We start from the raw sequence: 24,180 nt of genomic DNA on the forward strand, positions 1-24,180 counted from the left end.
ACAAAATTTTGGACAGTGTCTAAATAAAAAATCTCGAGCAAATGCTCGAGATTTTTTTATTTATTCATTTGTTTCAATATACTTAATGTTTTTTTATCGACTTGATCTGCATAAAAAAACTTCAAAACATCTTTGATAATTTTTTCTTTCGGAACTATAAAGTTGAATAAAGTCAAACTTGATTTCAGTTTCATTGCATCATTTTTTCCGAAAATTAATTGCGGAATTACGCCTTTATGTTGCATTAATAATACAGATAAAACTTCTAAATAATTTCCCCAAAGTTCTTCATCTTTCACAAAAGCTCTCGCCTCTTCTTTTGAAGAAATCGAAAATTCTAATGACGAATCACTCGAACCTAATCCAACTAATTGAGGAAACATAAAAACAATCCAATTCGTTTGTTTTTTTCCTGCATGAACTTCCATTAAGATTTCATCATACACAAAACTTTGCGCATCGTGAAATCGTTTCAAATTAAATTTATCGTGAGGATCTTTTTGTTTCAGTAAATCTCCTATTTTCATATTGTAAAGTTAAAAAAATACCTCACCAAATTGATGAGGCATTTTATTTATTTTATAAGTCGATTACATTCTTTCTGGAACACCAATTCCTAATAAACGTAACGAATTCTGAATTGTATTTGCAACCCATTGAGAAAGATATAAACGGAAATTTTTCACGTTTTCATCTTCATTTTTCAAGATTGGATTGTTTTGGTAGAATGAATTAAATAATTTAACTAATTCATACACATAATTCGCAATCAAAGCAGGGCTCATTTCTGTTGCTGCTTTTTCTATCGTATCTTCGAAATCGTATAATGCACGAATAATTTCTTTTTCTGCATCATTCAATTCTATTGCATTTGCATCAAATTCTTTTGGGGATTCTTTTCTCAATAATGACTGAATACGCGCAAAAGTATATTGAATAAAAGGTCCTGTATTTCCATTAAAATCAACAGATTCTTTCGGATCGAATAAAATACGTTTCTTAGGATCTACTTTCAAAATGTAATATTTCAAAGCACCCATCGCAATTGTTTCGTACAACTCAGCTTTTTCATCATCAGACATTCCGTCTAATTTCCCTAATTCTTCAGAAATCTCTTTTGCTGTATTATAAACTTCTTGCATCAAATCATCTGCATCTACAACTGTTCCTTCACGAGATTTCATTTTTCCGTTTGGTAAATCAACCATTCCGTAAGACAAGTGATGTAAAGCATCAGCCCAAGAATAACCTAATTTTTTCAAGATTAAGAACAAAACTTTGAAGTGATAATCTTGCTCATTTCCTACAACATACGTTAATTCTTCTAACGTTGGATTATTTTTGAAACGCTCTACTGCAGTTCCTAAATCTTGTGTGATATAAACCGAAGTTCCGTCTGAACGTAAAACTAATTTTTCATCCAAACCTTCTGCAGTCAAATCAATCCAAACAGAACCATCTTCTCTTTTGTAGAAAACACCTTTGTTTAAACCATCTTCAACAATATCTTTTCCTAAAATGTAGGTATTCGATTCGTATAAATATTCGTCAAAAGCAACACCAAGACGTTTGTACGTTTTAGCGAAACCATCATACACCCAACCGTTCATTTTTTGCCAAAGCTCAATAACTTTTGGTTCATGTGCTTCCCATTGACGCAGCATTTCTTGTGCTTCTAAGAAAATTGGAGCTTCTTTTTTCGCTTCGTCTTCCGTTTTTCCTTGCGCTTCTAATTCTTTGATTTCTTGACGATAATGTTTGTCAAATTCCACATAATATTTTCCAACCAAATGGTCGCCTTTCATATTTGCAGATTCTGGTGTTTCACCATTTCCAAATTTTTCCCAAGCAATCATAGATTTACAAATGTGAATCCCACGATCATTAATAATTTGTGTTTTAATCACATTATTTCCTGCTGCTTCAATGATTTGAGAAACCGAAAATCCTAACAAATTATTACGGACATGTCCTAAATGCAAAGGTTTGTTTGTATTTGGCGATGAATATTCTACCATTACCGTTCTCGAATTTTCATCAACTTTTGTAATTCCAAAAGTTGAATTTTGAGCATTTTGAGTAAAATTTTCTAAAAATTCTACTGAACTTAAACTCATATTCAAGAAACCTTTTACAACATTAAACGCTGTAATTTTATTATTTTCAACCAAATTTTCACCGATTTTAGCACCGATTTCTTCTGGTTTACCTTTCAAAGTTCTGATTAATGGGAAAACAACCAATGTATAATCACCTTCAAACTCTTTCCTTGTAAACTGAATTTCAACAGATTCAGGGTTAATTTGATAAACGTTTTGAATCGCTTCTAAAACATTCTGCGTGATGTATTGTTTTAAACTCATTTTTATTCCTTTTTACTTAATCGAAATGCAAAAGTACGAAGTTTCAACGAATTTGAACGGATTGCACATTGAGTTTTTAAGAAGTCATCAAGAAAACTTATCTTTGCAAAATGAAAGCTACATTCGCGGATTTCGAATTAACAAAACAATTGAGTTCGGCTTTAGAAAAGTTGAATATCACAACCCCAACTCCAATTCAAGAAAAATCATTCAAACCGATTCTTTCTGGACGAGATATAATGGGAATTGCCCAAACAGGTACAGGTAAAACAATGGCTTACTTATTACCCTTGTTGAATACTTATCAATACTCTAAAACGAATCAACCAAAGATTGTTATTTTGGTTCCGACACGCGAATTAGTTGTTCAGGTTACCGATATTTTAGAGCAATTAACAGAGTTTATCAATGTTCGTGTTTTAGGAATTTATGGTGGTGTAAACATCAATACTCAAAAATTATTGGTGTATGAAGGCGTTGATATTTTGGTTGGAACACCAGGTCGTGTTTTAGATTTGGCGATAGACAATGTATTATCATTCAAAGAAATGAAGAAATTAGTGGTTGACGAATTTGACGAAATGTTGAGTTTAGGTTTTCGTCCGCAACTGATTCATTTATTTACAATGATGAGCGAAAAACGTCAAAACATTTTATTTTCTGCTACGATGACAGATCAAGTAGATGATATGTTACACGAATATTTCAAAAATCCTATTGAAATTTCCTTAGCTCGTTCAGGAACACCATTAGAAAAAATCACTCAATTGGCTATTCCAGTTGAGAATTTCAATACAAAATTGAATTTAATTGTTCATCAATTAGGAGACAAAGCAAAATTTGAGAAAGTTTTAATTTTCGCAAACAATAAAAAACATGCTGATTTAATCTTTAATCATTTAGATGAAATTTATCCAGATGAATTTGGAGTAATTCATTCTAACAAATCTCAAAATTATCGTTTGAGAACAATGGAAGCCTTTACCAGAGATGAATACCGAGGAATTATCACGACAGATATTATGGCTCGTGGTTTGGATATTCCTGATGTTACGCATGTTATCAATTTCGAAATTCCAGAAATTCCAGAACAATATATTCACCGAATTGGGCGTACAGGACGTGCGGATAAAAAAGGAGAAGCGATTTCTTATTTTTCTGAAAAGGAAATTGAACGTTTAGATGCTATTGAAGCATTGATGGATAAAGAGATTAACGAACTTCCTTTTCCTGAAGAGGACGTAAAAATAAATCCTGTAAAACGTGAATTTGAGAAAGATGTTGTAAAAATGAAACAACTTACAACTGTAAAAATTGAAGAACGTGGTGCAGCATTTCACGAGAAAAAAGATAAAAATAAAAAGGTGAATTTAGGTGGTCCTACAAAACGTAAACCACCAAAATCTAAACCTAAAAACCGTGGTCAGCAAAAACAGAAAGCGAAAGCACGTAAAAAAGGAAAATAAAATGAAAGCGACCAATTGGTCGCTTTTCTTATTTTAAAATCTGTTTGAATTTAGATTTAAATTTTGCAATTTTTGGTCCAACAACTGCCGAACAATATGGCTGATCTGGATTTTCATTGTAATAACCTTGATGATAATCTTCGGCTGGCCAAAATTTATCTAAAGGCTCTATTGTTGTAACGAATTTATCTTCATACAAAGTTCCGTTATCAAACTCTTTTAACGATTCTTCCGCTTGCTTTTTTTGTTCTTCTGATGTGTAAAAAATACTCGAACGATATTGTGTACCAACATCGTTTCCTTGTCTATTTAACTGTGTTGGATTATGTATATTCCAAAAAATTTCTAATAATTCTTTGTACGAAATCACTTCATTGTCAAAAGTAATTTCAACAACTTCCGCATGATTTGTATCTGTATCACAAACCTGACGATAAGTAGGATTTTCTACATTACCTCCTGCAAATCCAGAGATAGCTTGTTCTACTCCATTTATCGAATTAAAAATTCCTTCCACACACCAAAAACAACCAGCTCCTAAAACTGCTATTTCCTTGCTCATGTCTTCTCTATTTTTACTTATTCAATCAAAAAAAATTCTAATTTATCAGAACCATTCTTATATTTTTATACCAATTGGAAAGCGGTATCATCTTTTACATCACCAATAACAAAAGTACTGTGAGTACTACCAATTACCTTTATTGTTGTTAGTTTATTTACCATAAAATCTCTGTATTCGTCCATATTTTCGAAAGACATTTTGATAATGTAATCGTAATCACCACTTACATGATAACTCGCCTGAACTTCTTTTAAATTCACAATTTCGTTTTCGAAAATCTTGATGTTATCAGCAGAATGTTGTTGTAACTTAATATGGCTAAATACCAAAAGCTCTCTGTTAATTAATCTTCTATTTACAAGCGCAACATATTTAGAAATAATTCCTGACTTTTCTAATTTCTTGATTCTTTCATGAATTGCGGTTGACGATAAATTTAACTTATCAGATAATTCTTTATAGGTAATTTTACTGTTTTCTTGTAGATACATTAGCAGCTGTTGATCGAGAGTGTCAAATTTCATTTCAATTAATTTTTTTCTAAAGTAACAACATTATTTTGAATAATTATCTATATAGATTAAAAAAATTACTCATCTACAGAAAATATATTTATAATTTATTAAAACACACCGTTTTTTGTTCTATTCTAAAAAAGATAAAAAGTTAAACTCTATAATTTTTATATACTAATAAATGTTAAATATCTTTCATTATTCATATTATTCATTGTATATTTGAGCTCGAAAAATCGAGAGGAAAGATTTGACTGATTGCAACCTCATAAAACAATTGCTAAAACAGGACTTCAGTTTTCTCCTTCCCTCTATCATTTTAAAAAAAAGTATAGAAATGTCATATTTATTTACGTCAGAATCAGTTTCTGAGGGGCATCCAGATAAAATTGCCGATCAAATTTCTGATTCAATTCTTGACCACTTTTTAGCATTTGATGCAAAAAGTAAAGTAGCTTGTGAAACTTTAGTAACGACTGGACAAGTTGTTTTAGCAGGTGAAGTAAAATCTAATTCTTACATTGATTTACAACGTGTAGCAAGAGAAACAATTGCTGAAATTGGTTACACGAAAAGTGAATATATGTTCGATGCAAATTCTTGTGGAATTTTATCTGCAATTCACGAACAATCTCCAGATATTAACCAAGGTGTAGACAGACAATCTGACGAAGAGCAAGGTGCTGGTGACCAAGGAATGATGTTTGGTTATGCTACAAGCGAAACTGAAAACTATATGCCTTTGGCGTTAGATTTATCGCACAGATTATTGAAAGAATTAGCGCATATCCGTAAATACGAAAAAGATTTGTTACCATATTTACGTCCTGATGCTAAATCTCAAGTAACAATTGAATATGATAATGACAACAAACCTGTTCGTATCGATACTATTGTAATTTCTACTCAACATGATGACTTCGCAAACGAAGAAGCAATGAGAGATAAAATTACAAATGACTTAGTAAGTATTTTAATTCCACGTGTAAAAGCGCAATTACCTGTTCATTTACGCGATTTATTTACAGATAGTATTACTTATCATATCAATCCTACAGGGAAATTCGTTATTGGAGGACCTCACGGAGATACAGGTTTGACTGGTCGTAAAATTATTGTAGATACTTATGGTGGTAAAGGTGCTCACGGTGGTGGTGCTTTCTCAGGAAAAGATCCATCAAAAGTTGACCGTTCTGCTGCTTATGCTGCGCGTCATATTGCTAAAAACTTGGTTGCAGCTGGTGTTGCTGACGAAGTTTTAGTACAAGTTTCTTATGCAATTGGTGTTGCTGCTCCAGTTTCTTTATTAGTAAATACTTTCGGAACTCAAAAAGTTGAGTTAACTGAAGGAGAAATTTCTACAAAAGTTTCTGAAATCTTTGATATGAAGCCTTTCGCTATCGAACAAAGATTAAAATTAAGAAACCCAATTTACAAAGAAACTGCATCTTACGGACACTTAGGTAGAGAACCAAAAATAGTTTCAAAACGCTTTGAATCTGCTAATGGACAGGATGTTGTTGAAGTTGAAGTTGAATTATTCACTTGGGAAAAATTAGACTTCGTAGATCAAATTAAAACAGCTTTCGGATCATAATCTGAAATTTTAAATCATACTAAAAAATCCACTCAATATTGAGTGGATTTTTTTATGATTAATTTTCACTAATCGAATTGACTAACCAATATCGTTTTCCATCTTTGTAAGAAATATTGATACTATCTCTAGAAAGCATAATCAGTTTTGTCGGTGTCCATCCCACATTTCGTAACGAATTGCTTCCTGTCATTTCCATTTGAATATTTTCTATCGGATCAATTTTTTGAGATGTGATAAAATCAAATTTATATAAATTCTTAGATTGAGAAACTTGCACTACTACACTATCTTGAACAATTCCTCCTAAAGAATCTTGAAAAATTATAAATCGTCTTTCATATTTTTCTTTATAAATAGTATTCAGACCATCATCTTCATTATTACAAGAAAATATCAGCATTAATAAAGAAGCAAAACATACAATCGTTCTCATAAAACATCATTTTATATTTAACTATTTTCAACTCAAAATATTGTACAAAAAAAAGACGCTCACAACTGAACGTCTTTTATTATTATTCCTAAAAATTATCTTGTTGCATTCGCAGTCCAAGTTTTACCATCTTTTGTATAAAGAATAGTTAATTTTGAATTATCAATTCTAATGTAAGATAATTCTGTTGCCCCAACACTTACTAAAGTATTGTCTCCTTTTTTCTCGAACTCAACTCCGTTCAAATCTGGAATTTTATCAGAAAAAGCAAAATTATACTTTGTTCCACTTGCAATTTTAGTTACAAATACACTTCCATTATCAGCAGAAAGAGTATTATTTCCATCAACATAACTTATTTTTCCTTTATAAGTTCCTGCAAAGAAATCATTGTTTGCTGGATCATCATCATCGCTACAAGCCGTAAATACAAATAAGGCAAAAAATGTTACCGCTAAAAATTTCAATAGATTCTTCATGTTTTTATATTTTTAATTTGGTTATAACAATCAATATTTTCAATTATAATACCATAAAATGTTAAATAAAATTGATAAAGTATTTTTTTACATTTTTAACTCTCACAAAAAATCGTATTTTTGAAGCAATATATAATACCTATAAACATGAATTTATTGCAAGGTAAAACAGCAATCGTTACAGGCGCAACTCGCGGTATTGGAAAAAGTATTGCTGAAGTTTTTGTGAAAAATGGCGCTAACGTTGCCTTTACTTATGCTTCTTCTGTAGAAAAAGCAAAAGCTTTGGAAGAAGAATTGGGACAATTCGGTAAAGTAAAAGGATATCAATCTGATGCTTCTGATTACGAAGCTGCTCAAAAATTAGTGGAAGATGTAATTGCTGAGTTTGGTCAAGTTGATATTGTAATTAATAATGCTGGAATTACAAAAGATAATTTGTTGATGAGAATGTCTGCAGAAGATTTCGAAAAAGTAATTCAAACAAACTTAAATTCGGCTTTCAACTTAACAAAAGCAGTGATCAAACCAATGATGAAACAACGTTCTGGATCTATCGTGAACATGTCTTCTATTGTTGGAATCAAAGGAAATGCTGGGCAAGCAAATTATGCAGCATCTAAAGCTGGTTTAATTGGTTTCTCTAAATCTGTTGCATTAGAATTAGGTTCTCGTAATATTCGTTGTAATGCAATTGCACCAGGTTTCATCGAAACTGAAATGACAGAAGTTTTAGACCAAAAAGTTGTTGAAGAATGGCGTAATGGAATTCCATTAAAACGTGGAGGACAACCAGAAGACGTTGCAAATGCATGTTTATTCTTAGCGTCAGATTTATCAAGTTATGTAACAGGACAAGTTTTGAGTGTAGACGGAGGTTTACATACTTAATTCTTAAAAATATCATACTTTTTGAAAGGTTTTGTTTAGTAAATTTGCTAATCAAAACCTTTTATAATTTAAGACAACTACGTTGAGAAAAATATCAAATAAATTAAATGTTCAATTGATTGCTGAAACTTTTTTGGCTTTCGGAATTGATCATATCGTATTATCGCCAGGATCTCGAAACGGAGCATTAACAATGCAATTTGCGAATGACAAACGTTTCAAAACTTATAGTGTAATCGACGAACGTTCGGCAGGATTTGTCGCTTTGGGAATGGCACAGCAAATTCAGAAACCTGTTGTTGTTTGTTGTACTTCTGGTTCGGCAACGGCAAATTATTACCCAGCAATTACGGAAGCTTTTTTTCAAAATGTTCCTGTAATCGTGCTTTCTGCAGATCGTCCCGAGCATTTGGTTGATAATTTTGATGGACAAACCATTCGCCAAAAAGATATTTTTGAGAAACATTCAGTTCATAATGTACAACTTTCCGAAAGTGAAGAAACGGATGATTTAACGCGAAATATGTTGTTGACGAAATATGCGTTGATTGATTGTATGCACAAATCTGCGCCAATTCATATCAATATGCCTTTTTCTGAGCCTTTGTACGAATCTGTAACAACACCAGATATTGAAATTGATACAATTACAATTCCTGCAAAAGATTATCCAGAAATTGATGTAATTGATTTGATAAAACGTTGGAATGCTTCGACGCGTAAAATGATTTTGGTCGGATTACATCATCCTGATGCCAAATTTGATCATTTTGTAAAACAATTGGCGCAAGATGATTCGGTTGTTGTGTTAACAGAAGTAACATCAAATATTCATGATGAACGATTTTTCAATAAAATAGATCAAGTTATTTTCCCTTATTCGGAAGAAGAATTAGAAGCGTTGAAACCTGATATTTTATTGACAATTGGGCAAAATGTCGTTTCCAAAAAGATTAAAAAATTCTTACGCGATCAAAAACCAATACAACATTGGCATTTAGATGAATATTGGCAACCAGATACTTTCCAAGCATTAACAGATAAAATTGAAACGAAACCTGAATTATTTTTAGAACAATTTGTTCCGTTTGTCAATCCAAAAGAATCTGAATATTACAACACATGGAATTCAATTCGAGAAGCGAATAATATCAAACACAAAAATTACATCAATATGATTCCATTTTGTGATTTGAAAGCATTTGATTCTATTATCAGAAATTATCCAGAAAATTGGCAAATTCAGTACGGAAATTCTACCGTTATTCGTTACGGATTATTATTTGATCATAACAATTCGAATCCTGTTTTCTGTAATCGTGGAACAAGTGGAATTGATGGTTCTACGTCGACAGCAATTGGCGCTTGTATCGCTTCTGGTCAAAATACGGTGATGATTACGGGCGATATTTCATTTTTCTATGATTCGAATGCTTTGTGGAATGTAAACATGCCAAATAATTTCAGAATTATTTTGATTAATAATGGTGGCGGAAATATTTTCAAATTTATTCCTGGTCCTTCTGAAACAGATGTAGTTGAAGATTATTTTGAAACAAAACATCATTTCACTGCCGAACATTTAGCTAAAATGTATGGTTTTGAATACCAAGTTGTTTCAAATTTAACTGATTTAGAAAATACTTTTGAAGATTTTTATGCAGAAAGTAATCGCCCGAAGATTTTAGAAATTGATACACGAAATTCTGCTAACGATGCTATTTTGAGAGGATATTTTAGTAGTTTGAAGTAAAAAATATTAAAGAGAAATCATTAGTTTGGTTTCTCTTTTTAATTCAAATAATTTTCCTAAAACATTTTCAAAAAGACACCTTCTATATAAATTCTATATAAACTAGGTTGGTATTCTCCGATTGAAATGATAACATAATACTCGGATGTTTCCTTTAAATACACATATAAATTCTCAGCGTTTCTGTAACTAGTCAAATCAACAATAAAATTATTTTTAATAATTCCTTTACAATGACTAATGATGGAAGTAAAAAGATTCTTCTCAATATTATTTTCTACAATATTTAACTCTACTAATTCTTCAAAATCAAAAGTAAAATCTAATTCATTATTTATTTTAAAATTGTGTTTACCATAAATAAAAATGCAATCAGAAGATTGAATTAGAAGCATTTTACTCATTATTTGCTTTATATCTTTATTCATTGAATAAAAATTAAATTATCTCAATTTTCTCTCCTAAAAACTTTGGTTGAACACCAAAAAAGCTATCAATAAAAACTTTCGTTCGAGCAAAATACTCGCGGATATTTGTTTTTAATCCAGCATGTTTATTGACATCTTTTGCACTGTAACCATACGCATTAATTCCGTTTTGACGTGCAATATAAACTGCTCGTTGATTGTGAAACTCTTGGGAAACTACAATAAATTCATTCTGACTAAAAATTTCCTTTGCACGAATCATAGAATCTAATGTTCTAAAACCTGCATAATCCAAATAAATCACATTTTCTGGAACTCCATTTTTTATTAAGGCTTGTTTCATTGCTTCAGGTTCGTTGTAGTTTTTTCGACCATGATCTCCACTCAAAATAAAGTACGTTACTTTTCCTGATTGATACAATTCTGTTGCAGCTTCTATACGATACGTAAAGTAATAATTTTGATAACCACTCACCAAATTTGGCGCTGTTCCCAATACAATCGCAACTTTGGTTTTAGGTAAAATCTCTAATTTATCTGTGACAAATTCTTCCGTTGAGTTTTCTATTTTATAATTTGCAAAAGCTGTGAACAAAAGACTTCCAATTCCTAAAATAAGTAAAGTATAAAAAGATTTTTTCAGAAACTTTTTGGTTTTGATTTTCATAGTTGGTTCAAGATTATTTCTTGTGTTAAAAATACAATATATTCTTCAGTTTTATAATGATTTAAGAACTCCTATCCGATAATAAATATTTAAAATCAAAATTTCATTAAAAAAATCTATCTTACTATATTGCGTATTATTTTTTCAAAATACAACTATGAGAACAAGATTATTTTTTCTAGCCACCACTCTATTTACAGTTTCAACTCTATCAGCACAAAAATTCGAAATTGATACCTTACAATATCAGGGAAGTCATAAAAACATTATCAACCTTGTTGTTTTAGCAGATGGTTATACAAAAGACGAATTAAAATATTATAAAGAAGATGCAAAACGATTTACAGACTATTTTTTCAAAACGGAACCATTAAGTCAATATATCAATTATTTTAATGTATTTGTTATAAATAGTATTTCTGAGGAATCTGGTGCAATTCACCCATATTCTACCAAAGAATGTCCCACAGAAAAAGTAGATTGGGATCAGTTACCTGAACGTTATAATAAATTTGTAAAGAAATATGAAGTTCCGAAAACTAATCCAAATACAATTTTCGGAAGTAGTTTTGATATTTCTGGAATTCATCGTTTAGTTGTTCCAACGAAAAATGAAAAGGTATTACAAGTTCTGAAAGATAATATTCCCAATTATAGTCAAGTTGTAATTCTTGTTAATTCTCCTTTTTATGGTGGTTCTGGAGGAGAATTTGCGACGACAACAGTTAATTTTAAAAGTAATGATATCGCTGTTCACGAAATTGGACATTCGTTTGCAAAATTATCAGACGAATATTGGTCTGGTCCGTTGTATACGGTTCCTGGTCCAAATAAAACACAGAATATACAAGATGTTCCTTGGAAAAATTGGATTGGGACAAATGGAATTGGAATTTATGCATATGGCGAAAAAGATGCAAGAGCACAATGGTTTCGTCCGCACGAATTCTGTAAAATGCAATATTTAATCGCGCCTTTTTGTAATGTTTGTCAAGAAGAATTTATTGAAGTAATTCATCAAAAAACAAATCCAATTATTTCTACAAAACCCGCTGTTGATACTCCTGTTAACACAGAAAACATGAATGCTTTTACTCTTAATTTAGTAAAACCAGTTCCAAATACCCTGAAAGTAAAATGGATTTTGAATAATAAATTGATTGCAGAAAATTTAGATTCTATTCATCTAAACAAAGGTCAATTCAACTTAGAAAAAAATATTTTAAGAGCTGAAGTGACGGATACATCGCAATTAGTAAGAAAAGAAAATCATGCGAATCATATGTACACAACGCAATGGGAAATTACAAAACCTAATAATGAGAGTTTAACTCCACCAGTTTTGACATGGGGTGAAAAACAAGAAAGTTGTTACAATGAACATCAGGCACTAACGGTGAAAAATCCAGAAGCAAAAGTTGAATATTTTTGGTATGATGAGCTAAATTCTACTCAACCATTTGTAAAAGGAAGCAATATTATTAGTCCAACTATTACTGAGAATAAGACTTATTATGTTGAAAGTAATTGGAACAACAAAAAATCTGAACGAAAAGCAATTCAAATTACTGTTTTAGAAAAAATTAATTTTTCTGAAAAAGTTAGTATCAAACAGAATAAAAAAGACGGAACGATTATACTTACTTTAAAAAATACTGACGATAAGAAATATAAATTCGAATGGTTGGATGAAGATGGAAATAGAATCTATAATTTCGATCCAAAAGAGAATAAAACGGTTTATAAAGGGAGTGATTCATCATCTATCACAATCAAAAATGAATTCTTAGGTTCTACAATTTTTGTCAAGAAAATAGATAAAGAAACGACATGCTCTAGCGAAAAAGTTACAATAAAATTGTAATAAAAAAAGCGACCAAAAGGTCGCTTTTTTTATCTATATTTCAGAATAATTATTCTTTAATACGTTCTACATAAGAACCATCTTCTGTGTTGATTTTTACTTTATCACCTTCGTTGATGAATAAAGGAACACGGATTTCAGCACCAGTTTCTGTCGTTGCAGGTTTTGTAGCATTTGTAGCTGTATCACCTTTAAGACCTGGCTCTGTGTATGTAATTTCCATTACAACTGTAGTTGGTAACTCAGCTGCTAAAGCTGTTTCATCAGAAGCACGGAACAAGATTTTTACTTCGTCACCAGCTTTCATAAATTGTGAATTATCAATCAAATCTTTGTTTAAATAAACTTGAGAGAAATCATCATTATTCATGAAGTGGAAACCATTATCATCTTCATATAAATATTGGTAGTTACGTGTTTCTACACGAACTTCTTCAATTTTATGACCAGCAGAGAATGTATTGTCTAATACTTTTCCGTTAGTTAATGATTTTAATTTTGTACGAACGAAAGCAGGTCCTTTACCTGGTTTTACGTGTAAAAATTCGATAATTTTATACGTATCATTATTAAAAATAATACATAAACCTTTTCTGATATCAGAAGTTGTCGCCATTTATTCTATTGTTATTTTATTAAACTCCCGAGCTATATCCTTTCATAATTCCACGATCACTTGTATTGATAAAATCAAGGATCACTTCACGATAATGTGAATCTGGGAATTTTTCTAAGATTTGTTCTACAGCCTGAGATACGTTATTTTTTTGTTGATATAAAATTCTGTAAATACCTTGAATTTCGAAGATTTCTTCTGATGTAAAACCTTTTCTTCTCAATCCAATTGCATTAACTCCCGCATAAGCAACAGGATTTTTTGCAGCTTTAACATACGGAGGAACATCTTTACGAATTTGTGTCGCACCAGCTACAAAAGCATGTTCTCCAATTTTTGTAAATTGATGAACTGCACTATAACCACCAATAAAAGCGAAATCTCCAACTTCTATATGTCCTGCTAAACCAACCGCATTTACGATTACGACATTATTTCCTACAACACAATCGTGCGCGATATGTGCAGTTGCCATAATCAAACAATTGTCACCAATTTTAGTATAACCTAATGCATTAGTTCCTTTGTTTACAGTAACGCATTCACGAATTGTTGTATTGTCACCAATATATGTTAAAGTTTTTTCACCTTCGTACTTCAAATCTTGAGGCTCACCAGAAATTACCGTACCTGGATAAATTTTACAATTTTTTCCAATACGTGCTCCTGACATAATTGTTACATTAGGACCAATCCATGTTCCATCACCAATTTCTACATCTTCGTAAACAGAAGAGAAAGGGCTGATTGTAACATTTTCACCTATTATTGCAGTTGGATGAACATATGCCATCGGATGATTCATAACTTCCATTTCTTTAATTATTCTTTTGTAATAACTGCCATCATTTCTGCTTCCACAGCAATTTGATTGTTTACATATCCAATTCCTTGCATATGAACAATTCCTCTTCTAATTGGTTCAACCAACTCTAATTTAAACACCAATGTATCACCTGGAATAATTTTGCGTTTAAATTTAGCACTTTCAATTTTCATGAAATAAGTTGAATAATCTTGAGGATTTTCTAATTCTCCTAAAATCAATAACCCTCCTAATTGTGCCATTGCTTCAATTTGCAATACACCTGGCATAACAGGTTCTTTAGGAAAATGTCCAACAAAGAAAGGCTCGTTCATCGTTACATTTTTCACGCCGATTAAACCTGTTGCACTTTTAGAAATTACCTTGTCAATCAATAAGAATGGTGGACGATGTGGTAATAACTTCATGATATCATTAATATCATAAACTGGTTCTGCTGTCAAATCAAATTCTGGCACTTTATTGCGTTGCGCTAATTTAATTTGTTTGCTTAATTTCTTTGCAAAATTTGTATTGGTATGATGTCCAGGCTTTGTTGCAATAATTTTAGCCTTCAATTTTTTACCTACTAAAGCCAAATCTCCCACAACATCTAATAATTTGTGACGTGCAGCTTCATTTGGATAGTGTAAAGTCAAGTGATCCAAGATTCCATTCGGACGAATAGAAACATCATCTCTATTGAACGCTTTACATAATTTTTCTTTTGTTTCTGGCGTAATTTCTTTGTCAACATAAACAATTGCATTGTCTAAATCTCCACCTTTTACTAAACCAGCTTCCAACAATTGCTCTAACTCATGTAAGAAACAAAATGTTCTTGCTTGAGAGATATCTTGTTTGAAGTTTTTGATAGATGTTAAAGTTGCATTTTGAGTTCCCAAAACTTTCGTTCCGAAATCTACCATTGCTGTAACTTGGTATTCATCTGCAGGAATCGCCGTGATTTCTGATCCTGTTTCTGGATCTACATACGTTACAATTTCTTTAATTCTATAATATTCTCTGTCTTTATCTTGCTCTACAATTCCAGCAGATTCTATTGCTTCAACGAAAAAACGAGAAGAACCGTCCATAATTGGTGGTTCCGCATTGTCAATTTCAATGTAACAATTATCAATATCCATACCTACCAAAGCTGCCAAAACGTGCTCTGTTGTATGTACTTTAACTCCTTTCTTCTCTAAAGTTGTTCCTCTGGCTGTACTCACAACATACTGTGCATCAGCTTCTACTTGAGGTTGACCTTCTAAATCTGTTCTAACAAATACAAATCCTGTATCTGGTTCGGCTGGTCTAAATGTTAAGGTAACAAATTTACCTGTATGTAAGCCAACACCTTTTAGAACGGCTTCATTCGCTAAAGTTTTTTGTTTATCAGACATTAACTTTTACTTTTGTTTGTTCTCTTTTTCTAATTTATCGATTCGTTTCACAATTTCTGGAAACTTTCTAAAATGTACATAAGATTTTCTAAAGCTTGACGCTTCGATTGCTGGCGAACCATACAATTGCGTTTTACTTTCTACATCACCATTAATACCACTCTGAGCTTGTACTTGTACAAAATCTCCGATTGTCAAATGACCTGCGATACCAACTTGACCTCCAATCATACAATTACGTCCAATTTTTGTAGATCCTGCTACTCCACTTTGCGAAGCAATAACAGTATTCTCTCCAATTTGAACGTTGTGAGCAATTTGAATTTGGTTATCTAATTTTACTCCTTTACGAATAATTGTAGATCCCATTGTTGCTCTATCTATTGTTGATCCTGCTCCAATTTCGACATTATCTTCAATCAAAACATTTCCTATTTGAGGAATTTTTTCGAAAGAACCATCTGGATTTGGCGCAAAACCGAAACCATCAGCACCAATCACAACATTAGAATGAATGATACAATTTTGACCAATTTCACACTCTTCATACACTTGTACGCCTGAATGTAAAACGGTATTATCACCAATCTTAGCATGATCGCCAATCGTTACATTTGGATATATTTTTACATTATTCCCAATCGAAACATTAGCTCCAATATAAGAAAAACTTCCAACATATACATTATCTCCTAGTTGCGCAGTAGAATTTACTTTCGTATATTCTTCTATTCCAACTTTATTATTTTTTATCGTATTGTAATACTGCAACAGCTTTGTAAAGGCTTGATATGCATCTTCAACCACAATCAATGTAGACGAAATAGAATCTGTTGCCACAAAATCCTTACTCACAATCACAATAGAAGCGTTTGTTGTATAGATAAAATGCTCGTATTTCGGATTAGCCAAAAACGAAATCGAACCTTCTTTTCCTTCCTCTATCTTCGATAATGTGGAAACCTCTACATTTGCATCACCTGTTACGGTTCCTTGCAATAATTGCGCAATCTCTGCAGCTTTAAATTTCATAGTCTGCAAAACTAATAATTATTCTTAAATTTATAAAATGATTATTTAAGTTATTTAACTTTTTTGTCAAATTCTTCAAATCGATATTTAAACGCTATGGTAATGATATTTTGTAATTTCTTGTTGCAAAAATTGCGTTAACAAACTTTTTTCTGAACTCGAAATTTCTTTTACCTCACCATTTTTATATAAAACCTTTATTGGACTTTTTGATTTTTCGTACGGAACAATTTTTATCGTTGTTTGTTCCACAAAATAACTTGCATCATCAATTCCTAAAGCATTTTCTACTCTATTTTTTTCAACCAAAATTTCTTCTTCGGATAATTTTGTATCCATCAAATATGATTTTGGTAATGTACGCTGAATGATATTTTTTGATAATTTACTCAAAATTAAATCATCATGAAACTGCCATTCTTTTATCGCTGATAAAACATCCGAGTCGTCCAAACGTGTGAAAATTTCTAAACCTTCTTTCGATAAACTTCCAACTTCATTTTCTTTTAAAAAGTATTTAAAAGCAAACGTTGCAAAAAGATTTTCTCCCGTTTTTGTCAATTCTTTCGCTCTTCTCAAAACGCTAATCAAAAAATTCTCTGCTGTAAACGATTTCTTATGCATATACACTTGCATGTACATAAACATACGCGCCATCAAAAATTTCTCGACCGACGAAATTCCCTTTGCTTCTATCACCAACTCATCATTCGAGACATTCATCATTGAGATAATTCGTTCCGGATTGATATTTCCTTCTACCACTCCTGTGTAAAAACTATCGCGCTTCAAATAATCCATGCGATCGCAATCCAACTGACTCGAAACTAATTGTGACAAGAACTTTTTCGGATAATTTCCTTTAAAAATTTGAATAGCTAGAGCTAATCGATTATCAAAAATTTGATTCAATTCTTCCATCAAACGAAGCGAAACTTCTTCGTGATGCGAACCATTAATTATAGAATGTTCAAGAGAATGAGAAAAAGGTCCGTGTCCCAAATCATGCAATAAAATCGCGATTAAAGCTCCATTTTCTTCTTCTGGAGTAATGTCGACGTTTTTTCTTTTGAGAATATTTAAGGCTTTTTGCATCAAATGCATACAACCTAAAGCGTGATGAAAACGAGAATGTCTCGCTCCTGGATAAACCATTTCTGTTAATCCAGTTTGCGTAATTCTACGAAGTCGCTGAAAATATGGATGTTGAATAATCTGATAAATAAGCTCGTTTGGAATCGTAATAAATCCATGAACTGGATCATTTACTATCTTCAACTTATTATTGTTTAATGGATTCAAACGTACTGTTTTGTCGGCAAAGATAAGAATTTTTACTCATTCAGAACGTTACTTTTTTGATTAAGAATGGTTTTTATAAAATATTTTAGATAAAAATCATTTTTGGAATTATTTATGCTAAATAATCATCGCAAATTTTGGGAAAACTACAATTTTGTTTAACATACAATTTTGATTTTAACATTTCCGTAATCGCTATATTTGGAATAATTCTAAAAGTAGAAATCAATATAAAAAATAAAAATATAACAAATGGCTATAAAAATTTTATGGATTGATGATGAAATCGATTTATTGAAACCACACCAGCTTTTTTTAGAGAAGAAAGGATACGATACAACAATGATAAATAATGCGACTGATGCATTAGAAGAAATAGAAAAAGAGAGCTTTGCAGCGGTTTTAATCGACGAAAATATGCCCGGTTTGAGCGGATTGGAAGCTTTACCAAAAATTAAAGAATTGCGTCCAAATCTTCCTGTTATTATGGTCACAAAAAGTGAGGAAGAACATATCATGGAAGATGCAATTGGCTCACATATAGCAGATTATTTAATTAAACCGGTTAATCCAAATCAGATTTTATTGAGTTTGAAAAAGATTTTGGACGCATCGAAAATTATTTCTGAAAAAACAGTGATTAATTATCAACAGGAATTCAGAAATATCACAATGGATATGATGAATGCACGCGATTTTGAAGATTGGCAAGAGATTTATAAAAAATTAGTTTTTTGGGAACTTGAACTTGAAAATATCGAAGATACAGCACTTTCTCAAATCATCGAAAATCAGAAAAGTGAAGCAAATGCAGCTTTCTTCAAATTTATAGAACGTAATTACGAAGATTGGTTGCACGACGACGAAGATCGTCCCGTTTTATCACATACAATTTTCAATCAATTGGTTCGACCTCATCTTGGAAAAGATAAAAATGTTTTATTGATTATGGTGGATAATTTACGCTACGATCAATGGAAAGTTATTGAGCCAATTTTCAATCGTTATTATAATTCAGAAGCCGAAAATTTATATTATAGTATTTTACCTTCGGCAACGCAATATGCTAGAAATGCGTTCTTTTCGGGTTTAATGCCGTTGGAAATTGAGAAAAAATATCCTGAATATTGGTTGAATGATACCGATGAAGGAAATAAAAATATGTACGAAAAAGAATTGTTAGGAGAACAATTAAAACGTCTTGGTTTTGGCGATTTATCGTATAATTATTTTAAAATTTTAAATTCTGATTTCGAGAAAAAAATTGCAGATGATTTTAATAATTACAAAAAGAATAATTTGAATGTAATTGTCTATAACTTTATCGATATTCTTTCGCATGCGAAAACAGACAACAAAATTGTTGGAGAAATTATTCGTGATGATAAAACGTATCGTTCGATCACAAAACATTGGTTTGAAAATTCATATTTAATGGAAATTGTGAAAAAAGCGGCGCAAGAAAAAATGAAAATTATTGTAACAACCGATCACGGAACAATTTACGTAAAAGAGCCTACGAAGGTAATTGGCGACAAAGAAGCGAGTACAAATTTGCGTTATAAATTGGGGAAACAATTGCAATACGATCCAAAAGATGTTTTGGCGGTTGAGCAACCAGAAAAATTCCTTTTACCTAAGGTTAATGTTACGTCAAAGTATATCTTTGCAAAAGAAAATTTATTTTTAACGTATCCAAAAAATTACAATCATTTCGTTAATTATTACAAAAACACTTACCAACACGGTGGAATTTCGTTGGAGGAAATAATTATCCCAATGGTTGTTTTAACACCAAAAAATTAAATGGAATTTATCATCAATAATTTAGACGAATTACCTGAAGTTGCTCAAAAAATAATCGATCAACTTCAGCATAAATTAATCACTTTCGAAGGAGAAATGGGAGCTGGAAAAACAACTTTTATCAAAGAGTTTGTAAAAGCTTTGGGAACAAATGATGAAGTTTCGAGCCCGACTTTTTCGATTGTAAATGAATATGAAACAGATAAAGGAAAAGTTTATCATTTCGATTTTTATCGTCTAAATCATGAAGATGAAGCCTTAGATTTTGGGATTGAAGAATATTTATATTCTAATCAATATTGTTTAATGGAATGGCCAAATAAAATTGCTAACTTTATACCAGATGAGCACCACACAATTACATTGAAAAATGTAGATGGCGTTCGTCATTTAAATTTTAGTTAATAGTATATGGACGGAAAAAATATTTTCACGCCTTTTTCTCAGGAAGATCTTATTCCTCAACCCGAGCGTTTAGAGATTCCTCATAAGAAAGAACGCTTTGATATTGGAATTCCAAAAGAAACAAATAATCAAGAAAAAAGAATTTGTCTTTCTCCTGATGCAGTCGAAATTTTAGTCAATAATGGACATCAAGTTACGATAGAAACCGGAGCAGGAGAAAGTGCAAATTATTCAGATAAAGAATATTCGGAAGCTGGTGCGCAAATTTCTTACAATACGCAAGCTGTTTTCGAGAAACCTATTATTCTAAAAGTTGGTCCACTTACTTTAGATGAAATTGATTGGGTAAAACCAAATGCTTTGATTATTTCATCTGTCCCTACAAATACTTTAAGACGCGAATATTTTCAGAAATTAATTACAAAACGTGTGAATGCGGTTGGATTTGAATTTATTCGTGATGAACAAAATCATTTACCAGTTGTTCGTTTATTAAGTGAAATTGCTGGAACAACAGCAATTTTGGTCGCAAGTGAATTGATGTCTTCTACAAACGGAGGAAACGGAATTTTGATGGGTGGCGTAACAGGTGTTCGACCAACAGAAGTTGTGATTCTTGGAGCTGGAACGGTTGCAGAAAATGCGACAAGAACAGCTTTAGGTTTAGGTGCTTCGGTTCGTGTTTTTGATAATTCATTAACGAGATTAAGACGATTACAACAAAATATAGGACAACGAGTTTCTACTTCTACATTAGATCCAAAAGAATTAGGAAAAGCTTTGCGACGTTGCGATTTAGCAATCGGTGCACTTCGCGGAGAAACGCGTACACCTTGTGTTGTAACTGAGATGATGGTACAAAATATGAAAGCTGGCGCTGTAATTATTGATGTGAGCATTGATCAAGGTGGATGTTTCGAAACATCTGAATTAACAACTCACGATCATCCGATCATTATTAAGAATGATATAATTCATTATGCAGTTTCTAACATCACTTCTCGCGTCGCACGCACCTCTACCAAAGCGTTGAGCAATTATTTCTTGTCGTATTTATTCCAAATTTCTGAAGAATCTGGTTTTTCGAATGTAGTACAATCGGATAAAACTATAAGAAATGGCGTATATTTGTACAAAGGAAGAATTGTAAAAAAGAACTTATGTGATTGGTTTGATTTACCATTTCACGACATTAATTTATTGATCATATGACGTTTACGCAAAGATTTATGAAGTATTTGATGGGAGTTGGAATTGGGTTAGTTTTCGTCGCTATGGCGTTTGGACCTCGTGCTTTCTCATGTAATTACTTTCCAAATGCAAGAGTTTTGGATGAAGCTTTTTCAAAAAGATTAGCTATTTCACCAGAAGCTCAAGCATTTTTAAAAGCAGAAAATTTAGATTCGACATTCTTGAAAAAAGAATTATTCAAAAGAAGTAAAGTTGATTTTGATCACTCGAAAAAAGATCAAGTTCCTTGTAGAGAATATTTGGCAAACTATAAAAGCAAAGACAATACAAAGGATTATGATTTTGTATTAGAAATTTGCAAAGAAGATTCAAAATTAGTTTCCATCAAAAAGAAATAAAACAAAAAACCACTTCAATTGAAGTGGTTTTTTGTTTTATAATTAATTTATAAATTTCAAAATTGCTAAAACAATTACGAAGATTAATATTGCGACAATAATTACATCTTTAAATTGCACTTTTTTAGTTCCGAACTCTACATTTCGATTTAAACTTTTTCTTTTTTTATTGGATTGCATAGGTTGATATTTGACTGCAAATTTATTAAATATTATCAAATATCAAACCTTTATTTTATTCTAAAATATTTAATTTACAATAAGATATCTTAAATCCCAATTTCTATCTGAAAACGCGCGTACCAGTTGTTTTTCTTTTCTAAATTATAGAATTTTTGTTGTTCATACGTAAATTCTGCTTGTAATTTGAAAGCATGTTCCCAAATATATTTTGTCAAACCTAATGTGTATTGATTTGTATTCGGTGTAAACTCAAAAATTTCTTTATCTACTGTTTGAGTTGAATAACGTCCTATCACCTCCCAGTGTTTCGGGAATGTGTATGAACCTTGAAAATCCATTCCTTCTCCATTATAGATATAATTAAAATCAGAAATATCTGTAGGGTTATAAAATAACACATTATCAGAATTACGATTCATATAAGAATACATCAAATTCCATCCACGATATTTTAACATCACATCCAAAAACAATGATTTTATATTAGCTGTTCCTCCACCTACAATATCATCTCCTAACATTCCTGCTGTTCTATGTGCTCTATCATTGTAACTATAAGCTCCCGAAATCATCAATTTTGGTGTTTGTTCGTGAACTAAATCACCTTCATAATTACTTCCACCTTTTGTAAATTCTCCAAGTGGAAACAACTCAACTTTTCCTGTATAAGCTAAACCAGTATCCTTAAAACTTGTCCAATTTCGCCCTTCACCAGTAGAAATAGCTCCTCTCAAAATATAAGAGAATTTTTCTTGATTTCTTTTATTGTATAAGACTTGAAATCCAAAATCGCGATCGATATTAAAATCTGCATTATTGATAGATCGATCCGTTAATTGTAATGCTCCAGAAGAATTAACACGTTGTCTATTTCCTGGAAGTTTTGTTTGACCAAATCCTAAACTCCAATGTTTATTTGGGTAATAGAAAATCATCGCATCACGAATAATATTTGTATTCTTACCCTCTTCTGCTTTTCCTACATCACCTGCTGCAAAAGATAATTGCATCGAATAACCAAATTTTGGATCTCCGATATATCCATCAAAACGCAATCTTAAACGACGAATTTGTCCATCAATATTATCTTCTTCTCCATCATTATGATTATAACTAATGCGATTTTGCATACGAAATCTAATATTGACCTGATAAAGACTATCTGGAGAAGTAATTCCCAATCCGTTACCATAGCTGTAATAAGGCGACATCATATTCTTAAAATCCTGTACAGTTTTCTTTTTAGATTCTGTAGAATCTTTTACTTGCGCATACGAACTGATTGAAAATACAATAAGTATTAATATTAAAAATTGCCTCATGTTTATTTATTTATTTCTTGATTCGTGTGCAAAAATGCAGTTAATAAAATTAAATAATTGTAATGCGTAAATTAAATTAACGTTAACAATGACTCGAAGTTACGTATTCGATGATTGTCATCAATTTCTATGATTTCGATTTGTTGTGGAAAGATATTTTGTTGAATTTCAAAGAAAGTTTTTAGTTTTTCAAAATCCAAAACTTCGTCATGTACAGAAAGAAAAACCGTTGTATTTTCGAAACGATTCATATCCACTAAATATTGCGAAAGATTTTCTGGAAAATTATTTTCGACTTTCATCGACACATCAACCAAAGGATTTAACAAAATTAATTCACTCGATTTTCCATTTTCCTTTAATTTTTGTTGCAATTGCCAACCAAAATTCCCTCCAGTAGAACTTCCTATAATTGCCAAATCATTTACCAAACCTTTTAAATGTTCGTAAGCTTCAAATAAAATAGTTGCAATATTGTCCTCCGTTTTCCATTCAATACAAATAGCTGAAGGATAATTTTTTAGAATAGTTTTGAATTTGGTTGAATTTGCCGAACTATTTAGTCCATGGATATAAACAATTTGTCGATTATTAGTATTCATATTCAGTGCAATTATCCCTCTAAATTAAAACTTTTTCAAGAAGTTAATTATACATGAAATGTAAATTTAACAATATAATTGTGTTGTA

At 31.4% G+C, this 24,180-nt stretch carries 24 protein-coding genes; 9 read left to right on the plus strand and 15 right to left on the minus strand.

Annotated elements, in window-relative coordinates; all coding sequences use genetic code 11:
• Positions 1-56: 56 nt before the first annotated feature.
• Positions 57-527 (minus strand): DUF1810 family protein, encoded by a 471-nt coding sequence (locus B2X73_RS10450; protein WP_135835150.1) that lies wholly within the window; start codon positions 525-527, stop codon positions 57-59.
• Between the two features lie 63 nt (positions 528-590).
• Positions 591-2,363, minus strand: coding sequence for an arginine--tRNA ligase (gene argS, locus B2X73_RS10455; protein WP_286475224.1), 1,773 nt, complete (start codon positions 2,361-2,363; stop codon positions 591-593).
• 110 nt (positions 2,364-2,473) lie between these two features.
• On the opposite strand from argS, the gene B2X73_RS10460 reads away from it, so the two are divergent.
• Positions 2,474-3,829, plus strand: coding sequence for a DEAD/DEAH box helicase (locus B2X73_RS10460; protein WP_125349811.1), 1,356 nt, complete (start codon positions 2,474-2,476; stop codon positions 3,827-3,829).
• Positions 3,830-3,857: 28 nt separating this feature from the next.
• Here B2X73_RS10460 and msrA read toward each other — a convergent pair whose 3' ends face one another.
• Together msrA and B2X73_RS10470 are read right to left on the minus strand one after the other, a co-directional pair.
• The gene (msrA, locus tag B2X73_RS10465; protein ID WP_038336125.1) at positions 3,858-4,391 is read right to left on the minus strand and encodes a peptide-methionine (S)-S-oxide reductase MsrA; all 534 of its coding nucleotides are present in this window, start codon (positions 4,389-4,391) and stop codon (positions 3,858-3,860) included.
• A gap of 65 nt (positions 4,392-4,456) precedes the next feature.
• Positions 4,457-4,918 (minus strand): Lrp/AsnC family transcriptional regulator, encoded by a 462-nt coding sequence (locus tag B2X73_RS10470; RefSeq protein ID WP_115001022.1) that lies wholly within the window; start codon positions 4,916-4,918, stop codon positions 4,457-4,459.
• Positions 4,919-5,246: 328 nt separating this feature from the next.
• Between B2X73_RS10470 and metK the strand changes: the two genes are divergently transcribed.
• Positions 5,247-6,506 (plus strand): methionine adenosyltransferase, encoded by a 1,260-nt coding sequence (gene metK, locus B2X73_RS10475; protein WP_219035092.1) that lies wholly within the window; start codon positions 5,247-5,249, stop codon positions 6,504-6,506.
• 58 nt (positions 6,507-6,564) lie between these two features.
• Here the strand turns inward: metK and B2X73_RS10480 are convergent, their stop codons facing one another.
• Both B2X73_RS10480 and B2X73_RS10485 read right to left on the minus strand, forming a co-directional pair.
• Positions 6,565-6,942, minus strand: a complete 378-nt coding sequence (locus tag B2X73_RS10480) for a hypothetical protein (protein ID WP_221856848.1) — start codon at positions 6,940-6,942, stop codon at positions 6,565-6,567.
• Positions 6,943-7,037: 95 nt separating this feature from the next.
• Positions 7,038-7,421: a hypothetical protein gene (locus tag B2X73_RS10485; RefSeq protein ID WP_221856850.1), complete on the minus strand. Its 384-nt coding sequence runs from the start codon at positions 7,419-7,421 to the stop codon at positions 7,038-7,040.
• Positions 7,422-7,568: 147 nt separating this feature from the next.
• On the opposite strand from B2X73_RS10485, the gene fabG reads away from it, so the two are divergent.
• A complete protein-coding gene (gene fabG / locus B2X73_RS10490; protein ID WP_038336119.1) occupies positions 7,569-8,312 on the plus strand; it encodes a 3-oxoacyl-[acyl-carrier-protein] reductase in 744 nt (247 codons plus the stop codon).
• Between the two features lie 82 nt (positions 8,313-8,394).
• The gene (menD, locus tag B2X73_RS10495) at positions 8,395-10,065 is read left to right on the plus strand and encodes a 2-succinyl-5-enolpyruvyl-6-hydroxy-3-cyclohexene-1-carboxylic-acid synthase (protein WP_291096387.1); all 1,671 of its coding nucleotides are present in this window, start codon (positions 8,395-8,397) and stop codon (positions 10,063-10,065) included.
• A 56-nt stretch (positions 10,066-10,121) separates the two neighbouring features.
• Here menD and B2X73_RS10500 read toward each other — a convergent pair whose 3' ends face one another.
• Together B2X73_RS10500 and B2X73_RS10505 are read right to left on the minus strand one after the other, a co-directional pair.
• The gene (locus tag B2X73_RS10500; protein ID WP_038336116.1) at positions 10,122-10,493 is read right to left on the minus strand and encodes a hypothetical protein; all 372 of its coding nucleotides are present in this window, start codon (positions 10,491-10,493) and stop codon (positions 10,122-10,124) included.
• Positions 10,494-10,503: 10 nt separating this feature from the next.
• Positions 10,504-11,160, minus strand: a complete 657-nt coding sequence (locus tag B2X73_RS10505) for a SanA/YdcF family protein (RefSeq protein ID WP_125349808.1) — start codon at positions 11,158-11,160, stop codon at positions 10,504-10,506.
• A 157-nt stretch (positions 11,161-11,317) separates the two neighbouring features.
• On the opposite strand from B2X73_RS10505, the gene B2X73_RS10510 reads away from it, so the two are divergent.
• Complete coding sequence (locus B2X73_RS10510; protein WP_291096389.1) at positions 11,318-13,024, plus strand: M64 family metallopeptidase; 1,707 nt, start codon at positions 11,318-11,320, stop codon at positions 13,022-13,024.
• 49 nt (positions 13,025-13,073) lie between these two features.
• Here the strand turns inward: B2X73_RS10510 and efp are convergent, their stop codons facing one another.
• The 5 genes from efp to B2X73_RS10535 form a co-directional block, all read right to left on the minus strand.
• Positions 13,074-13,640 carry an elongation factor P gene (efp, locus tag B2X73_RS10515; protein ID WP_038336113.1) on the minus strand — a complete coding sequence of 189 codons (567 nt, stop codon included), beginning with the start codon at positions 13,638-13,640 and terminating at the stop codon, positions 13,074-13,076.
• Positions 13,641-13,659: 19 nt separating this feature from the next.
• The gene (gene lpxA, locus B2X73_RS10520) at positions 13,660-14,445 is read right to left on the minus strand and encodes an acyl-ACP--UDP-N-acetylglucosamine O-acyltransferase (protein ID WP_115002092.1); all 786 of its coding nucleotides are present in this window, start codon (positions 14,443-14,445) and stop codon (positions 13,660-13,662) included.
• Positions 14,446-14,462: 17 nt separating this feature from the next.
• Positions 14,463-15,851 (minus strand): bifunctional UDP-3-O-[3-hydroxymyristoyl] N-acetylglucosamine deacetylase/3-hydroxyacyl-ACP dehydratase, encoded by a 1,389-nt coding sequence (locus B2X73_RS10525; protein WP_038336111.1) that lies wholly within the window; start codon positions 15,849-15,851, stop codon positions 14,463-14,465.
• 6 nt (positions 15,852-15,857) lie between these two features.
• On the minus strand, positions 15,858-16,883 hold the full coding sequence (gene lpxD, locus B2X73_RS10530; protein ID WP_115001039.1) for a UDP-3-O-(3-hydroxymyristoyl)glucosamine N-acyltransferase: 1,026 nt from the start codon (positions 16,881-16,883) through the stop codon (positions 15,858-15,860).
• Positions 16,884-16,970: 87 nt separating this feature from the next.
• Positions 16,971-18,161, minus strand: a complete 1,191-nt coding sequence (locus B2X73_RS10535; RefSeq protein WP_286496217.1) for an HD domain-containing protein — start codon at positions 18,159-18,161, stop codon at positions 16,971-16,973.
• Positions 18,162-18,437: 276 nt separating this feature from the next.
• Here B2X73_RS10535 and B2X73_RS10540 point away from each other — a divergent pair, with 276 nt between their 5' ends.
• Genes B2X73_RS10540 through B2X73_RS10555 form a run of 4 tightly spaced genes read left to right on the plus strand, consistent with a single transcriptional unit; the run spans position 18,438 to position 21,985 of the window.
• A complete protein-coding gene (locus tag B2X73_RS10540) occupies positions 18,438-19,991 on the plus strand; it encodes a bifunctional response regulator/alkaline phosphatase family protein (RefSeq protein ID WP_219035100.1) in 1,554 nt (517 codons plus the stop codon).
• Positions 19,992-20,396, plus strand: coding sequence for a tRNA (adenosine(37)-N6)-threonylcarbamoyltransferase complex ATPase subunit type 1 TsaE (tsaE, locus tag B2X73_RS10545; RefSeq protein ID WP_219035101.1), 405 nt, complete (start codon positions 19,992-19,994; stop codon positions 20,394-20,396).
• A gap of 6 nt (positions 20,397-20,402) precedes the next feature.
• Positions 20,403-21,608, plus strand: coding sequence for an alanine dehydrogenase (locus B2X73_RS10550; protein WP_221856537.1), 1,206 nt, complete (start codon positions 20,403-20,405; stop codon positions 21,606-21,608).
• A 17-nt stretch (positions 21,609-21,625) separates the two neighbouring features.
• Complete coding sequence (locus B2X73_RS10555; protein WP_147280013.1) at positions 21,626-21,985, plus strand: hypothetical protein; 360 nt, start codon at positions 21,626-21,628, stop codon at positions 21,983-21,985.
• Between the two features lie 269 nt (positions 21,986-22,254).
• Here B2X73_RS10555 and B2X73_RS10560 read toward each other — a convergent pair whose 3' ends face one another.
• Both B2X73_RS10560 and B2X73_RS10565 read right to left on the minus strand, forming a co-directional pair.
• Positions 22,255-23,490 (minus strand): porin, encoded by a 1,236-nt coding sequence (locus B2X73_RS10560; RefSeq protein WP_286496216.1) that lies wholly within the window; start codon positions 23,488-23,490, stop codon positions 22,255-22,257.
• Positions 23,491-23,561: 71 nt separating this feature from the next.
• Positions 23,562-24,092 carry a YqiA/YcfP family alpha/beta fold hydrolase gene (locus B2X73_RS10565; RefSeq protein WP_219035345.1) on the minus strand — a complete coding sequence of 177 codons (531 nt, stop codon included), beginning with the start codon at positions 24,090-24,092 and terminating at the stop codon, positions 23,562-23,564.
• Positions 24,093-24,180: the final 88 nt, after the last annotated feature.

The sequence above is a fragment of the Empedobacter sp. UBA7252 genome (assembly GCF_002472765.1).
GTDB classification, from domain to species: domain Bacteria; phylum Bacteroidota; class Bacteroidia; order Flavobacteriales; family Weeksellaceae; genus Empedobacter; species Empedobacter falsenii_B.